12 protein-coding genes and 1 pseudogene are annotated in these 16,426 nt (G+C 58.7%); 6 read left to right on the forward strand and 7 right to left on the reverse strand.

What is annotated here, in order from left to right:
- Positions 1-47: 47 nt before the first annotated feature.
- Positions 48-1,487, reverse strand: coding sequence for a dihydropyrimidinase (gene hydA, locus AC3I0A_RS12145; RefSeq protein ID WP_489378041.1), 1,440 nt, complete (start codon positions 1,485-1,487; stop codon positions 48-50).
- Positions 1,488-2,108: 621 nt separating this feature from the next.
- On the opposite strand from hydA, the gene AC3I0A_RS12150 reads away from it, so the two are divergent.
- Both AC3I0A_RS12150 and AC3I0A_RS12155 read left to right on the forward strand, forming a co-directional pair.
- Positions 2,109-3,593: an NCS1 family nucleobase:cation symporter-1 gene (locus tag AC3I0A_RS12150; protein ID WP_489378042.1), complete on the forward strand. Its 1,485-nt coding sequence runs from the start codon at positions 2,109-2,111 to the stop codon at positions 3,591-3,593.
- Positions 3,594-3,734: 141 nt separating this feature from the next.
- Entirely contained in the window at positions 3,735-5,018 is a 1,284-nt protein-coding gene (locus tag AC3I0A_RS12155) for a Zn-dependent hydrolase (protein WP_489378043.1), read from the forward strand.
- Positions 5,019-5,088: 70 nt separating this feature from the next.
- Here the strand turns inward: AC3I0A_RS12155 and AC3I0A_RS12160 are convergent.
- The 4 genes and pseudogenes from AC3I0A_RS12160 to AC3I0A_RS12175 form a co-directional block, all read right to left on the reverse strand.
- A pseudogene (locus AC3I0A_RS12160) lies at positions 5,089-5,298 on the reverse strand (gfo/Idh/MocA family oxidoreductase); the annotation flags it as partial.
- A 281-nt stretch (positions 5,299-5,579) separates the two neighbouring features.
- Positions 5,580-6,347, reverse strand: coding sequence for an SDR family oxidoreductase (locus tag AC3I0A_RS12165; RefSeq protein ID WP_489378044.1), 768 nt, complete (start codon positions 6,345-6,347; stop codon positions 5,580-5,582).
- Positions 6,348-6,385: 38 nt separating this feature from the next.
- Entirely contained in the window at positions 6,386-7,453 is a 1,068-nt protein-coding gene (locus AC3I0A_RS12170; protein WP_489378045.1) for a phosphotransferase family protein, read from the reverse strand.
- 248 nt (positions 7,454-7,701) lie between these two features.
- A complete protein-coding gene (locus AC3I0A_RS12175) occupies positions 7,702-8,652 on the reverse strand; it encodes a 2-hydroxyacid dehydrogenase (protein ID WP_489378046.1) in 951 nt (316 codons plus the stop codon).
- 481 nt (positions 8,653-9,133) lie between these two features.
- Here AC3I0A_RS12175 and AC3I0A_RS12180 point away from each other — a divergent pair, with 481 nt between their 5' ends.
- Positions 9,134-10,414: an HAAAP family serine/threonine permease gene (locus AC3I0A_RS12180; RefSeq protein WP_489378047.1), complete on the forward strand. Its 1,281-nt coding sequence runs from the start codon at positions 9,134-9,136 to the stop codon at positions 10,412-10,414.
- Positions 10,415-10,726: 312 nt separating this feature from the next.
- Here AC3I0A_RS12180 and acnB read toward each other — a convergent pair whose 3' ends face one another.
- Positions 10,727-13,327: a bifunctional aconitate hydratase 2/2-methylisocitrate dehydratase gene (acnB, locus tag AC3I0A_RS12185; protein ID WP_489378486.1), complete on the reverse strand. Its 2,601-nt coding sequence runs from the start codon at positions 13,325-13,327 to the stop codon at positions 10,727-10,729.
- A 406-nt stretch (positions 13,328-13,733) separates the two neighbouring features.
- Here acnB and AC3I0A_RS12190 point away from each other — a divergent pair, with 406 nt between their 5' ends.
- Positions 13,734-14,204: a DUF1289 domain-containing protein gene (locus AC3I0A_RS12190; protein ID WP_489378048.1), complete on the forward strand. Its 471-nt coding sequence runs from the start codon at positions 13,734-13,736 to the stop codon at positions 14,202-14,204.
- A gap of 158 nt (positions 14,205-14,362) precedes the next feature.
- On the opposite strand, the gene AC3I0A_RS12195 is transcribed toward AC3I0A_RS12190, so the two are convergent.
- On the reverse strand, positions 14,363-15,226 hold the full coding sequence (locus tag AC3I0A_RS12195; RefSeq protein ID WP_489378049.1) for a universal stress protein: 864 nt from the start codon (positions 15,224-15,226) through the stop codon (positions 14,363-14,365).
- Between the two features lie 227 nt (positions 15,227-15,453).
- On the opposite strand from AC3I0A_RS12195, the gene miaE reads away from it, so the two are divergent.
- Both miaE and AC3I0A_RS12205 read left to right on the forward strand, forming a co-directional pair.
- Complete coding sequence (gene miaE / locus AC3I0A_RS12200; protein ID WP_489378050.1) at positions 15,454-15,615, forward strand: tRNA isopentenyl-2-thiomethyl-A-37 hydroxylase MiaE; 162 nt, start codon at positions 15,454-15,456, stop codon at positions 15,613-15,615.
- Positions 15,605-16,210, forward strand: coding sequence for a MiaE family protein (locus AC3I0A_RS12205; protein ID WP_489378051.1), 606 nt, complete (start codon positions 15,605-15,607; stop codon positions 16,208-16,210). The genes miaE and AC3I0A_RS12205 overlap by 11 nt, the downstream gene beginning before the upstream one ends.
- Positions 16,211-16,426 lie beyond the last annotated feature (216 nt).

Below are 16,426 nucleotides of genomic sequence, written 5' to 3' on the forward strand. Positions count from 1 at the left end.
TTCCCCTGTGGGAGCGAGCTTGCTCGCGAAGGCCGAAGGCCTCGATTTCAGCGTTTCACAGGAGTTGGCTTATGCAACTCAGCCCGCTTGCTCAGCAGATCGAACACCGCCGGATAAGCCGGGCGCTCGATGTAACGCCCGGCGCCGCGTTCGGCCCGCAGGTCGCCGTCGACCCAGACCAGCCGGCCCTGGCTGATGGTATGGCTGGGCACGCCGCGCACGGTCTTGCCTTCGAAGATGTTGAAGTCGACCTGCTGGTGATGGGTCTTGGCGGAGATGGTCCGGGTCCCTTGCGGATCCCAGAGCACCAGGTCGGCATCGGCACCGACGCGGATCGAACCTTTACGTGGGTAGAGGTTGAAGATCTTCGCGGTGTTGGTGGAGGTCAGGCCAACGAAGTCCTGCATCGACAGCCGTCCGCTGTTTACGCCTTCATGCCAGAGCACGGCCATGCGGTCTTCGATACCGGCGGTGCCGTTGGGGATCTTGCTGAAGTCGTCGCGGCCGGCGGCTTTCTGCTCGGCGCAGAAACAGCAATGGTCGGTGGCGGTGGTGTGCAGGTTGCCCGATTGCAGACCGTGCCAAAGCGCTTCCTGGTGGCCGCGAGGACGGAAGGGCGGGCTCATCACATAACCGGCGGCGGTTTGCCAATCCGGGTGCTGGTAAACACTGTCGTCCAGCAACAGATGCCCGGCCAGGACCTCGCCATAGACCGGCTGGCCTTTGCTGCGGGCATAGGTGATTTCATCCAGTGCCTCGCGGGTCGAAACGTGGACCAGATACAGTGGCGTACCGAGGGTTTCGGCGATCCGGATAGCGCGGCTGGCGGCTTCGCCTTCAACCTGGGAGGGCCGCGACAACGGATGCGCTTCGGGGCCGGTCATGCCCTGGGCCATCAGTTTGCGTTGCAGGTGATAGACCAGTTCGCCGTTTTCCGCGTGCACAGTCGGTATTGCACCCAGCTCCAGGCAGCGTTCGAAACTCGCCACCAAGGTATCGTCGGCGGCCATGATCGCATTCTTGTAAGCCATGAAATGCTTGAAGCTGTTCACCCCATGGTTGCTGACCAGTTCGGCCATTTCCTCGCGAACCTGTTCGCTCCACCAGGTGATGGCGACGTGAAAACCGTAGTCTGCGGCGGATTTCTCGGCCCAGCTGCGCCACTGATGAAAAGCCTCCAGCAATGATTGCTGCGGGTTGGGAATCACGAAGTCGATGATCGAGGTGGTGCCGCCGGCGAGTCCGGCTGCCGTGCCGCTGAAAAAGTCCTCACTGGCAACGGTGCCCATGAAGGGCAGTTGCATGTGGGTGTGAGGATCGATGCCGCCGGGCATCAGGTATTGGCCGCTGCCATCGAGCACTTCGCAGTCCGCCGGTATGCCCAGATTGTTGCCGATTGCCTGGATCAGACCATCAGCGCAAAGCACATCCGCGCGGTAACTTTCATCATGGGTAACAACGGTGGCGCCACGGATCAACAGAGACATTCCGATTTCCTCACAGGCTTGACCGGCTGATGCCAGTTCTTGGTGTTGTCGTTGCGGCAACTGGAGGAGGTTAGATTCCTGTCATCGCTGTCAGGATTAAACGCTAGCTGGTGTTCTTTGAATCGGCAAGAATATTTTTTATAAGCTTATATCTACATTAACTTATTGAAATTAAACGATTAAATATGAAAATCACCAAAATGGTGAGGCCTCTCACCATTTTGACGCACTTGACAGGATCCAAATATGGTCAAGATTTCCTATGTGAAATCAGCTGCTTGAGCTATGCCTATGTGCGTATGGAATCATTTGAAAAAATAGTGATGCACCAGATTGAGCCCTGACTGTTCGGACAACTTGCCTGGCATTCGGCCTGAGTGGTGGAGCAAGTAGTCACAGGCTCAATGAACCTATTAAATAAAACTGATAAACATCAGTTGTTTACATGGATTGTACGGAGCGACAGGTGAGTCAGAGGGATACCCGGCACGTTTATTGAGTGCCGCCGCTGACACGCTGGCCGGTCCGTAGAAGTCGTCAGTACTCCGGCCATCGCCCGGTTCGCGGCTTAACCGCCAGCCAGCCGATGAGCACAATAATCAAAAGAACAGTGGAGCGGCCATGCAACAGAATAGATCGCAAGTGACCGAACGCGACGGCTTGTACGAGCTGGATGCCGGCAGCGACGTACTCGACAGTCCCCGTTACAACCACGACATCGCGCCGACCAAAGTGCATGAACGCACCTGGAACAAATGGCATATCACGGCGCTCTGGGTCGGCATGGCGATCTGTGTGCCGACCTACACCCTCGGCGGGGTGCTCACCGCTTATTTCGGGCTGTCGGTCGGTGAGGCGCTGCTGGCGATTCTGTTCGCCAATATCATCGTTCTGATCCCTCTGACCCTCAACGCCTTCGCCGGCACCAAGTACGGCATTCCGTTTCCGGTGCTGCTGCGCTCGTCGTTCGGGGTAATCGGCTCCAACGTGCCGTGTCTGATTCGGGCGCTGGTGGCGTGCGGCTGGTTTGGCATCCAGACAATGTTCGGCGGCCTGGCCATCCATTTGTTTCTCGGTTCGGTATTCGAGGGCTGGAAGGCGCTCGGCGGTACCGGTGAGGTGATCGGGTTCATGCTGTTCTGGGCGCTCAACCTGTGGGTGGTGCTGCGCGGCGCGGATTCGATCAAGTGGCTGGAAACCCTGTCCGCGCCGCTGCTGGTGCTGGTGGGTGCGGGCTTGCTGTTCTGGGCCCTGCCGAACGTCTCGTTGAGCGAATTGATGGCGCAACCGCCGAAACGCCCGGAAGGCGCTGGAGTGACCAGCTATTTCATGGCCGGGCTGACCGCCATGGTCGGTTTCTGGGCGACGCTGTCGCTGAACATCCCGGACTTCAGCCGCTATGCGAAAAGCCAGAAGGACCAGATCGTCGGGCAGATCATCGGACTGCCGCTGACCATGTTCCTGTTCGCTTCGCTGGGAGTGGTGATGACGGCGGCCTCGGCCAGGCTGGTGGGGGTGACTGTCTCCGATCCGGTGACCCTGATCGGTCATATTCAAAGCCCGGTCTGGGTGGCGTTGGCCATGGCGGTGATCATCATTGCGACGTTGTCGACCAACACTGCGGCGAACATTGTTTCGCCGACCAACGACTTCCAGAACCTCGCGCCCAAACTGATCAGTAGAACCAAAGCCGTGATGTTGACCGGACTGGTGGGCCTGGCATTGATGGCCCACGAACTGCTGAAAAAACTCGGTTTGCTGGTCTCTGATATCAGCCTGGAAACCGTCTACTCCAACTGGTTGCTGGGCTATTCCAGCCTGCTCGGACCGATCGCCGGGATCATGGTGGTGGACTATTTCCTGATCAAGAAACAGCAGCTCGACCTGGCGGGCTTGTATCGCGATGACGTGTACCCGGCGTGGAACTGGAACGGCTTTATCGCCTTCGGCATCCCGGTGGCGCTGACCGTGCTGTCGTTGGGCAGTGACGTATTCAGCTGGTTTTACAGCTACGGTTGGTTTACCGGCTCGGCCCTTGGTGGGCTGATTTATTACGGGTTGTGCTCGATGCGTCCCAGCCCGTCTGTTGCGAAAACAGCGGTGTGAGGGAGGGCCCCATCGCGAGCAAGCTCGCTCCCACATTTAAAATGCATTCCCCTGTGGGAGCGAGCTTGCTCGCGATGACGGCTTAAAAAAAACCAAAGAGCTGCCTGAAGAAACCCATAAAAACAGCCTGAGGAGATCATCATGAACGCAGCCCAAGACGTTCTGCAGTCCACCCATCAGCACATCGACCGCGACCGTCTGTGGCAGTCGTTAATGGAGTTGGCCAAACTCGGCGCCACGGTCAAGGGCGGCGTTTGTCGCCTGGCCCTGACCGACCTCGATCGCCAGGCTCGCGACATCTTCGTGCAATGGTGCGAGGAGGCTGGCTGCACCGTGAGCATCGACGCGGTCGGCAATATTTTTGCCCGTCGCGCCGGGCGCAATCCGGAACTGCCGCCGGTGATGACCGGCAGCCATATCGACACCCAACCCACGGGTGGCAAATTCGACGGCTGCTTCGGCGTGTTGGCCGGTCTGGAAGTGCTGCGCACCCTAAATGACCTGGGCATCGAAACCGAAGCACCGCTGGAAGTGGTGGTCTGGACCAACGAAGAAGGCTCGCGATTTGCCCCCTGCATGATGGGCTCCGGGGTATTCGCCGAGAAATTCACTCTGGAAGAAACCCTGGCCAAGACCGATGCCGACGGCGTGACGGTCGGCGAAGCGTTGAACACCATTGGTTATGCCGGCAGTCGCAAGGTCAGCGGTCATGCGGTGGGCGCCTATTTTGAGGCGCATATCGAGCAAGGGCCGATTCTCGAGGATGAGCGCAAAACCATCGGTGTGGTGATGGGTGCCCTCGGGCAGAAATGGTTCGACCTGAAACTGCGCGGCGTCGAAGCCCACGCCGGCCCGACCCCGATGCACCTGCGCAAGGATGCTCTGGTCGGCGCGTCAGTGATCGTCGGTGCGGTCAATCGCGCCGCTCTTGGCCATCAACCTCACGCCTGTGGCACCGTCGGTTGCCTGCAAGCCTACCCCGGCTCGCGCAACGTGATCCCCGGCGAAGTGCGCATGACCCTGGATTTCCGTCATCTGGAACCGGCCCGCCTGGACTCGATGATCGCCGAGGTCAAACAGGTGATCGACACCACCTGCGACGAACACGGCCTGAGCTTCGAACTGACGCCGACCGCCGATTTCCCGCCGCTGTATTTCGACAAGGGCTGCGTCGATGCTGTACGCAGTGCCGCTCAGGGGCTGGGGCTGTCGCACATGGACATCGTCAGCGGCGCCGGGCATGACGCGATCTTCCTTGCCGAGCTCGGCCCGGCCGGGATGATCTTCGTGCCCTGTGAAGGCGGCATCAGCCACAACGAAATCGAAAACGCCGCGCCAGACGATCTGGCGGCCGGTTGCGCGGTGTTGCTGCGGGCGATGTTGGCGGCGTCGGCTGCGATTGCCAGCGGCAAGTTGGCGGTGTGACAGGCGTCATTAGCAGAATCTGAAGCGATTGGCGGGTGGGATTTGCAGCCCACCGCGCCAGAGCGCTCAGTTACACCTCATCCACCCTGACCCAACGCTGTTCGAGCGCAGCCAGGCGAATGGCCGTTGCCAGTCGTTCCACCTCCCAGGCTTCTTCAAAGTCGGTCCCTTCCGAACCTTGCCCGGCCAGCGCCATGAGCAGCCCGTGCACCTCCAGCGTCTTCAACTCGTTGTACCCCAACTGATGCCCCGGCGCCGGGCTGAAGGCCGCATTTTCTGGTTGTGATCACCATTCCCTTTGTAGGAGCGAGGCTTGCCCGCGATGGCGGCCTGACAGCCGGCCTATCTCTTGGGGATGTGCACCGATCCATTGTAGGAGCGAGCTTGCTCGCGATGGACTCAAGGGCGACGCGTTTATTCAGAAAACACGCGTTATCGTTAACGTCCTATATCGCGAGCAAGCTCGCTCCAGGGATTCGGATGGCACCGCAGAAATGGCTCGCGCAAAACCAAAAAAGGCAGCCAGAAGGCTGCCTCGTGTTCACCCAAAACCCACTGAAATCAGGACAAAAACCCACCATCCACATTCAACGAAACCCCAGTGGTATAGCTCGAAGCATCACTGGCCAGATACAACACCGCCCCGGCCATTTCACTCGGTGCAGCCACCCGCTTGAGCGGGATCTGCTGCAACGCGGTATTGAGAATCGCGTCATTCTTCACCAGCGCCGAAGCAAACTTGGTGTCGGTCAGCCCCGGCAGCAAGGCATTGCAGCGAATACCGAACTGCGCGCATTCCTTGGCGAAGACCTTGGTCATGTTGATCACCGCAGCCTTGGTCACCGAGTAGATGCCCTGGAAGATGCCCGGCGAGATGCCGTTGATCGACGCGACGTTGATGATGCTGCCGCCACCGGTCTCGCGCATCAGCTTGCCGGCTTCCACCGACATGAAAAAATAGCCGCGAATGTTCACGTCGACGGTTTTCTGGAAGGCGCCGAGGTCGGTATCCAGCACGTTGCAGAACTGCGGGTTGGTCGCGGCGTTGTTGACCAGAATATCCAGACGCCCGAACTGCTCGCGAATCCCGGCGAAGACCTGGCTGATCTGCTCCATTTCACCGATGTGGCAGGCGACCGCTGTGGCCTTGCCGCCGTCGGCAATGATCGCGTCGGCAACATGCTGGCAACCGTCGAGCTTGCGGCTCGAGACGATCACGTGGGCGCCTTGCTGCGCGAGCAGTTTGGCAATGGCTTCACCGATACCGCGGCTGGCGCCGGAAACGAAAGCGATCTTGCCGTCGAGGTCGAACAACTGAGTCTTGGACATGGTTTTTCCTTGTTGTATGCCAGGCGCCGGGCGCGCAGTCAGAGGCTGGATGTGTGGATGACTTGCAGGCTCATCTGCTCCAGCAGTTTGTTCATCTGAATGAACTGCGCGAAGCGTTTGTCCTGGGTCTGGCCATGGAAGAAGCGGTAGTAGATCTGCTGCACGATACCGGCCAGGCGGAACAGCCCGTAGGTGTAGTAGAAGTCGAAGTTGTCGATCTGGATGCCTGCGCGTTCGGCGTAGTAATCGACGAACTGGCGGCGGGTCAACATGCCGGGTGCATGGCTCGGCTGGCGGCGCATCAGTTGCACCGGCGCCGGGTCGGCGGCTTCGATCCAGTAGGCTAGGGTGTTGCCCAGGTCCATCAGCGGATCGCCGAGGGTGGTCAGTTCCCAGTCCAGCACGCCGATGATCTGCATCGGGTTGTTGGGGTCGAGGATCACGTTGTCGAAGCGATAGTCGTTGTGCACGATGCTCGAGGTCGGGTGATCGGCGGGCATCTTGTCGTTGAGCCAGGCTTTGACCGCTTCCCAGCTCGGGGCATCGGGGGTCAGGGCCTTGTCGTAGCGATCGCTCCAGCCGCGAATCTGCCGCTGGACATAGCCTTCGGGCTTGCCCAGATCAGCCAGGCCGCAGGCCTTGTAATCGACCCGATGCAGTTCGACGAATTTGTCGATGAAGCTCTTGCACAGGGCTTCGGTTTTCTGCGCATCGAGGCCCAGTTCCGGCGGCAGGTCGGAACGCAGGATGATGCCGTTGACCCGCTCCATCACATAGAACTCGGCGCCGATCACCGACTCGTCGGTGCAATGCACATAAGCCTTAGGGCAATACGGGAAGCCGTCTTTAAGCTGATTGAGAATCCGGTATTCACGGCCCATGTCGTGGGCGGATTTGGCCTTGTGGCCGAACGGTGGTCGACGCAGGACGAACTCTTGCCCGGGGTATTCCAGCAGGTAAGTCAGGTTCGAAGCGCCGCCCGGAAACTGGCTGATCTGCGGCGTTCCGCTGAGGCCAGGAATATGCGCCTTGAGGTATGGATCGATGCGACTGACATCGAGTTCTTCGCCGGAGCGGATACGGGTGGACTGGTCAGTAAGCGCCATGCTTATCCCTTCTGCTTATTTTGGAGGCCCGACATTATTGGCTAATCTAATTCGCGCGGTGCTGTGCTCACAAGTGCCGCAAGGTCTTATAGGTTAGCGTGTTGCCGGATAATCAGTGTTCTTGATGTGCTGATTGGCGTTCAGCCGTGCAGGCCGTGCGACGCATATTGCGCATAGCAGCTGCCGAACGCAGCCTTCGGCAGCTGCTATGAGGGAATGCGCGGAGCCAATTAGTGTCAGGGTCTTAATTAGAGAGGGGCTGGCAACGGGATCGGAGTAAGGACCGCTTTGCCGGAGAAAAACGCCAGCAGGTTTTCGCCCACCAATTGCACGGTCGCTTGCGTCGCCTCCGGCGATAGTCCGGCGACATGGGGTGTCAGTACCACATTGCTCAAGACCTTGAGGGCGTTCGGTACCTGTGGTTCGTGATCAAAGACATCCAGCGCCGCGCCGGCGATGCGCCGATGTTCCAGGGCATTGATCAGCTCGTCGGTGACGATCACGCTGCCCCGGGCGATGTTGACGATGAAACCGTTCGGTCCGAGGGCATCGAGGGCTTTTTTGTCGATCAGATGGCGAGTGCCGTCCCCGCCGGGCGTGGCGATGATCAGGAAGTCTGACGCTCGTGCCAGTTCGGTCGCCGAAACACAGTAGTTATAAGGGATGTCGCTGAGCGCCCTGCGGCTATGGTAATACACCGACATATCGAAGCCCTGGGCGGCGCGTTTGGCGATGGCCAGACCCACCGCGCCCAGGCCGAGGATGCCCAGGCGTTTGCCAGTCAGCGAGGGCCGCATGATTTTCGGCCACTCGCCTCGCCGGACGGCTGCATCGGCCTGAGGGATGCCCCGTACCAGCGACAGCAAGAGCGCCATGGCGTGATCGGCCACCGAAGAAGCGTTGACCCCCGCGCCGTTGGTCACGGTAATGCCCCGATTACTGGCGGCCTGCAGGTCGACATGTTCATAGCCTGCGCCGATCACGCAGATGATTTCCAATAGCGGCAGAGCGGCGATTTCGTCGGCATACAACCCGAGCGGACCGCGCGTCAGTACCGCCTGGATCTGGCCGGCGTGGGTCTGAATGGCCTGGGCCCGCTCGGCGGGTGTTGGCGCAAGAATCAGGTGAAACCCCTGGCTTTCAAGAATCGGCAGATAGTCGTTGATGGTTTCAACCAGTACCAGAACGGTGATGGGCATGCTGCGCTCCTGAGGACTCAAAGGGTGGATATGCCGATGCTGGAAATAGTGATTTGCCCATTCCTTGGTCAAATCTGAAAAAACTCAAGATTGCTGGCTGCGCAGGTGTTTAGCAATGGTAGCTGGCCCCGACGATCGCAGGAGCAAGATCAAAAGATCGCAGGCTGTGTCGGGCCCCCTCGCCACAAGTTTTGCGTTCGGCGCATTTTTTCCTGACTGACTGGCATTGGGGCAAGCCACGCTCCTACAGGGGAACGCGATCAACTGTGGGAGCGTGGCTTGCCCGCGAAGAGGACTGAACTGTCACGCAAAATCTGCGGCGAGAACGCTGGTCCGCATAACCACTCCTCAGCTAAGTCTTTGCTTCTGTTACTTAATCCCGGACAATCGCGCCCCTGTTACGGCCGGGGCGCTGCCTGTCAGCTTTTTCTGACTCGTTCCGGCTGTGTGGCAAATGACCGGAATGCGGAGATCCGACCGGATGAATGATCAAGCCAATAGCGTCGACGAACGCTATGAAGCGGCTCCACCAGCCAGCCTCAGTAGCTGGAATCGCCATGACACCACCTGGATGCTGGGCCTGTTCGGCACGGCGATCGGTGCGGGAACGCTGTTTTTACCAATCAACGCCGGCATCGGCGGTTTCTGGCCGTTGTTGATCCTGGCGCTGCTGGCGTTCCCGATGACTTTTTATGCGCACCGCGGGCTGACTCGCTTCGTGCTTTCCGGTCGCGCGGGTGCGGACATCACGGAAGTGGTCGAAGAGCACTTCGGGATCAAGGCCGGCGCGCTGATCACCTTGCTGTATTTCTTCGCGATCTTCCCGATCCTGCTGATCTACAGCGTAGCCCTGACCAACACCGTGGGCAGTTTCCTCGAGCACCAGCTGCACATCGTGCCGCCGCCACGGGCGATTCTGTCGTTGATACTGATTGTCGGTCTGCTGGCAGTGGTGCGTTGCGGAGAGCAGGCGATCGTCAAGGCCATGAGCCTGATGGTCTATCCGTTCATCGTCGCTTTGCTGTTTTTGGCGGTGTTTCTGGTTCCGCACTGGAACGGCGGCATTCTCGCGACCGCGACCACGCTGCCTGAACCTTCGGCCCTGCTGCACACTCTGTGGCTGGCGATTCCGGTGATGGTGTTCTCGTTCAACCACTCGCCGATCATCTCGGCGTTTGCGGTGGACCAGAAGCGCCGTTATGGCGTCCACGCCGAAGAGCGCAGCTCGCAGATCCTGTCGCGCGCCCACGGTTTGATGGTGGTGATGGTGCTGTTCTTCGTCTTCAGCTGTGTGTTGACCTTGTCGCCGGCGCAACTGGCTGAAGCCAAGGCGCAGAACCTGTCGATCCTGTCTTACCTGGCCAACCATTTCAGCAACCCGACGATCGCGTTCGCCGCACCGCTGATTGCCTTTGTGGCCATCTCCAAGTCGTTCCTGGGGCATTACATTGGCGCCAGCGAAGGCCTGAAGGGCTTGATCGTCAAGAGCGGTCGTCGCCCGACGCCGAAGGCTCTGGATCGCATGACCGCAGCCTTCATGCTGGTGGTGTGCTGGATCGTCGCGACCCTCAATCCGAGCATCCTCGGCATGATCGAGACCCTCGGTGGCCCGATCATCGCGGCGATTCTGTTCCTGATGCCGATGTATGCGATTCGCAAGGTTCCGGCCATGGCGCGCTATCGTGGGCAGGCCTCCAACGTTTTTGTGACGCTGGTGGGGCTGGTGGCGATATCGGCGTTGATTTATTCGTTGACAGCCTGAGCACAGGTCAGCCAATCCTAAGATCCTGTGGGAGCGAGCTTGCTCGCGATAGCGGTCACTCAGCCAACATCTATGTTGAATGTGCTGACCTCTTCGCGAGCAAGCTCGCTCCCACATTTGATCTTTATCCAGGCATAAAAAAACGCCGCTCATCTCACGATGGGCGGCGTTTTTTTGTGGCGAGGGAGCTTGCTCCCGCTGGGTCGCGAAGCGGCCCAAAAATCAGCCACCGCGAGTATTCAGATAGAATGCGAGGGCTGATTTTACGACTGCTCCGCAGCCGAGCGGGAGCAAGCTCCCTCGCCACAGGCCTTAGGCTTGAATGACCGGAATGTTGGCATTCGCTGCAGCTTCACGGAACTCGGCGATCTGGTCGAAACTCAGGTAGCGATAAACATCGCTGGCCATGGTGTCGATTTCTTTCGCGTAGGCCATGTACTCCTCGACGGTCGGCAGGCGACCCAGGATCGAAGCAACCGACGCCAACTCGGCCGAAGCCAGGTAAACGTTCGCGCCATCGCCCAGACGGTTCGGGAAGTTACGGGTCGAAGTCGACACCACGGTGGCGTTCGGTTCAACGCGAGCCTGGTTACCCATGCACAGCGAGCAGCCCGGCATTTCCATGCGCGCGCCAGCCTTGCCGTAGATGCCGTAGTAGCCTTCTTCGGTCAACTGGTGAGCGTCCATCTTGGTCGGCGGCGACAGCCACAGACGCGTTGGCAGCGAACCTTCGACTTTTTCCAGCAGTTTACCGGCAGCGCGGAAGTGACCGATGTTGGTCATGCACGAACCGATGAACACTTCGTCGATCTTCTCGCCAGCAACACTGGAGAGCAGACGGGCGTCGTCCGGGTCGTTCGGCGCGCAGAGCACCGGCTCTTTGATGTCGGCCAGGTCGATTTCGATGGTTTCAGCGTATTCGGCGTCAGCATCGGCAACCATCAGCTCAGGGTTGGCGATCCAGGCTTCCATCGCTTGAGCGCGGCGTTCCAGAGTCCGTGCATCGCCGTAGCCTTCGCCGATCATCCAGCGCAGCAGGGTGATGTTGGAGCTCAGGTACTCGGTGATCGACTCTTTCGACAGCTTGATGGTGCAGCCGGCAGCGGAACGTTCGGCGGAGGCGTCGGACAGTTCGAACGCTTGCTCGATGCTCAGGTTATCGAGGCCTTCGATTTCCAGGATGCGACCGGAGAATGCGTTCTTCTTGCCTTTCTTCTCTACGGTCAACAGGCCAGCCTGGATCGCGTAGTAAGGAATGGCGTGAACCAGGTCACGCAGGGTGACGCCCGGTTGCATCTTGCCTTTGAAGCGCACGAGGATCGATTCCGGCATGTCCAGCGGCATGACGCCAGTGGCGGCGGCGAAAGCCACCAGGCCGGAACCGGCCGGGAAGGAGATCCCCATCGGGAAACGGGTGTGGGAGTCACCACCGGTGCCGACGGTGTCCGGCAGCAGCATGCGGTTCAGCCAGCTGTGGATGATGCCGTCGCCCGGACGCAGGGAAACGCCGCCGCGGGTCATGATGAAGTCTGGCAGGGTGTGGTGGGTGGTCACGTCGATCGGCTTTGGATAGGCCGCGGTGTGGCAGAAGGACTGCATTACCAGATCGGTCGAGAAGCCCAGGCACGCCAGGTCTTTCAGTTCGTCACGGGTCATAGGACCGGTGGTGTCCTGGGAACCGACGGTGGTCATTTTCGGTTCGCAGTAGGTACCTGGACGAACGCCAGCTACGCCGCACGCCTTGCCGACCATTTTCTGCGCCAGGGTGTAACCCTTGGTGCTTTCAGCCGGTGCTTCAGGCAGCTTGAACAAAGTCGAAGGTGGCAGACCCAGCTCGGCGCGAGCCTTCTCGGTCAGGCCACGGCCAATGATCAGCGGAATACGACCGCCAGCACGGACTTCGTCCAACAGAACCGGGGTCTTCATTTCGAAGGTGGTCAGGACTTCGTCGGTACCGTGTTTGCAGACTTTGCCAGCATGCGGGTACAGGTCGATCACGTCGCCCATGTTCATGTTGGTAACGTCGAATTCGATCGGCAGTGCGCCGGCATCTTCCATGGTGTTGTAGAAGATTGGAGCGATCTTGTTGCCGAAGCAGAAACCGCCGGCACGCTTGTTCGGCACGTAAGGAACGTCGTCGCCGAAGAACCACAGCACCGAGTTGGTCGCCGATTTACGCGAAGAACCGGTACCGACCACGTCGCCGACGTAGGCGATCGGGAAGCCTTCGCCGCGCATGGTTTCGATTTGCTTCATCGGGCCGGTGACGCCTTGCTCATCCGGAACGATGCCGTCACGGGCCATTTTCAGCATGGCCAGGGCGTGCAGCGGGATGTCCGGACGGGACCAGGCATCAGGAGCAGGGGACAGGTCGTCGGTGTTGGTTTCGCCGGTGACCTTGAATACGCGCAGGCTGATCTTGTCGGCCAGCACCGGGCGCTTCTGGAACCACTCGCCGTCAGCCCAGGATTGCAGTACGCCTTGAGCGTGAACGTTGCCGTTCTTGGCTTTTTCCGCGACGTCGTGGAAGGCGTCGAACATCAGCAGAGTGTGCTTGAGTTCCTTGGCAGCGACTGGCGCCAGTTCGGCGCTGTCCAGCAGGTCGACCAGAGTGACGATGTTGTAGCCGCCCTGCATGGTGCCGAGCAGTTCAACCGCGCGTTTCTTGTCGATCAGAGGGGAGTTGGCTTCGCCTTTGGCCAGTGCGGAGAGGAAACCGGCCTTTACATAGGCAGCTTCGTCGACGCCAGGCGGCACGCGATTGGTGATCAGGTCAACGAGGAAAGCTTCTTCGCCAGCCGGGGGATTCTTCAGCAGCTCGACCAGGCCTGCAGTTTGTTCGGCGTTAAGCGGCTGGGGAACGATACCCAGTGCTGCGCGCTCTTCGATATGTTTGCGGTAGGCTTCAAGCACAGTTATTACCCTCATCAGTGGTCCCAAATGGGTGTCCGGGACGCTCATCCCGAAATTGCCGTACTCATGCGCTGCGTGGCGTTGTGGGCCGCTTAGCCAGAATTACCGACAATTCCTTACAGAAGCTGCTTTCAAAGTTTTACGCCTGCAGAACGGAGCTGATGAGGGTTGGCGCTGAGTTTTTCCCCGCTGGAAAAACCCTTCGCCAACACCGCTCTGAAGGAACGACTGTGCTCGTGACGCTTTGAAAACAGCTTCTAACGGACATTGGCGCCTTAAAAGGCTGGCTGATTCTACGGCAAAAAAAATTTAAAGGTAAGTTAGCCCCCGAATTTTGAGGGGGTGATGAATGTTAGACAAAGGACTAACATGCCGACCTGTTTTGCTTCTCACGTTCTGCTTACCTATGCCCAATCAGACTATCAAGACCCCCTGCATCGGCCTCTGCTCCACTGTTTACGGTGATTTGGTGTGCCGTGGCTGCAAGCGTTTTCACCATGAAGTGATTCGCTGGAACGGCTACAACGAGGAAGAAAAACGTGCGGTCTGGCTGCGCCTGGAGCAGCTGTTGGTGCAGGTGATGGCCGGCAAACTGGAGATTTTCGACCCAAAACGGCTGCGCCAGCAGCTGGAGCAGCGAAAAATCCGCTTCGTGCCCCATCAGTCTGAATATTGCTGGGCGTACCAGTTGATCGCCCGTGGCGCGCGGGTCATCAACAATCTGGATGCCTACGGGATGGTGTTGTTGCCGGAGTTTCGCGACTGGAACCTGCCGGAGCTGCGGGACGCCATTGATCGGGAATTTTTCCTGCTGTCCGAAGCGCATTATCAGCGTTACATCGCGCCGGGGTTTCTCAAGGATGCCTTTGGCGCCTGATTCTTGAGACCTTGTGGCGAGGGAGCTTGCTCCCGCTCGGCTGCGCAGCAGTCGTAAATCCGGCGAATGTGTTTTATCTGAAAAACCGTGTTTGCCGATTTTGGGACCGCTTCGCGCTCCAGCGGGAGCAAGCTCCCTCGCCACAGGTGATCACTACCTCAATGCTGCGTAACAATCTCCTCCAGATGGTCCATGATCACGTCCGGCTTGAGCACCAGCACGTCGCTTTCCAGCGAATCGAGCACCACTTCCGCGGTATTGCCGATCAACGCACCTGACAATCCGGTACGCGCCACCGTGCCGATGACGGTGACAGATGCCTGCAATGTGTGGGCGATGTGTGGAATCAATACGTCTGCCGGGCCTTCCTCGATATGCAGATGGTCGTCATCAATGTCGAATTCGGCCTGAAACGCCTTGCACTGCTCGCGGTAGCGGGCTTCGATGGTTTCCCTGAGCTGGAACACCGGGTCGGCCGCCGACAGCATCGGTGACGGGTGGGCGCTGATCACATGCAGCTGCGCCTTGGCCAGGCTGGCGATGTCGAAACCGTGATCGACGATAGCGGCGTGCAGGGTGCGGTGTTCGCCATCGGTGTTGCCGACATCGATGGCGGCCAGAATGACGCCGCCGGTCCAGGGTTTGGAGGTCTTGACCAGCAACACTGGCGTGGGGCAATAACGCAGCAGTTTCCAATCTGCGGGTGTGAGCAAGGCCTTTTTCAGCGGGTTGTCCGGGACATGCTGCTTGATCACCAGCCCGCAGCCTTCGGCCTGCTGCACGTCGATGATGGTTTCGTGCAGGCTTTCATTCCAGGCCTGTTCGGTGGTGACGCTGTAGCCTTCCTCCAGCAAGGCGCTCTTGAGCCCGCTGAGCAGGCCTGCATGATCATGTTTTTTGTCGCACACCAGCAAATGCAGGTGCGCCTGGGTGACCCCGGCGATCAACTTGGCGCGTTTGAGTGCGAGGCTTTCCGAATGCTCGGGCTCGATGACCACCAGAAGGCTGCGAATGGCTTGCATGATCGGGATCTCCAGAGAGTGAAAGACGCTGCGTTGGACAACTATAGTTGCTGCGGGCAGACCGTGATGTTGATGCGCATCAAGTCGGCCGACTGGTGGTCTGCGGCCCGGCCGGTATAATCGTCGCCCTTCGCTGTGAACCTTTCTCTCGTGAGCCTCATGTTACTGATCCCTGAAGTCGCTGCCGTCCTGCCTTGCCACGCTCCTGAACGTGCGGAAGTGTCCCGATGATTCTTCCCGAAATTCATGAGTTTTTGGGTTGCCGCACCCCGGACGGCTGGGTCCAGGCCGCACTGGCGGATCAGGAAACCCTGCTGATCGACCACAAGAACTGCGAGAAAAAGTCGGCAATACAACTACGAAATGCGAGAAATCTCAATGCTGCCTGAAGTCCATGAATTCCTAGGGTGCCGGACCCCCGACGCATGGGTCGAAGCAGCTCTGAGCCAGCAAGATGTGATGCTGATTGATCACAAGAATTGTGAATTCAAGGCCGCTAGCACTGCACTGAGCATGATTGCTAAGTACGGTGCATATTCTGATCTGGTAATCATGATGTCTCGGCTGGCCCGTGAAGAGCTTGTGCATCATGAGCAGGTTTTGAGGTTGATGAAGAAGCGCAAAATCGAATGGCGGCCTTTGTCAGCTAGTCGGTATGCGTCTGGGCTACGAGCGGTTGTACGCAGTCACGAACCAGTGAAGCTCGTTGATACGTTGGTGGTGGGGGCCATTATCGAGGCTCGTAGCTGTGAGCGCTTCGAAGCTCTTGTGCCGCATTTGGACGAGGAGTTGGGACGGTTCTACTACGGGTTGCTGAAAAGCGAAGCACGGCATTTCCAAGGCTATCTGAAGCTTGCTTATCAGTACGGGGACCCAGCGGACGTGGACCGTGTGATCGAAAAGGTTAGGGCGGTTGAGGCTGATTTGATTGACAGCCCGGATAGCGAATTCAGATTTCATAGTGGTGTTCCGACAATGGTATGATCTGGGTATAAGCCAGTATCTCTCCGCCATACAAATGAAAGCCCCGTAGATTAAGCTCTACGCGGTTTTTTTGTTTTTTCATTGTACGTAGACGTTGTACGTAATTTTCACTGGGAAATTATTTAGATCCAGAAATTTTTGGATTCGAAAATTTTTGGATGGGTCACGACCAAAAAGGGGATCCATATTGCCCTTTAGGCCCGTTCTGGGAGCGTG

The sequence above is a fragment of the Pseudomonas sp. KH_024_B2 genome (assembly GCF_057839965.1).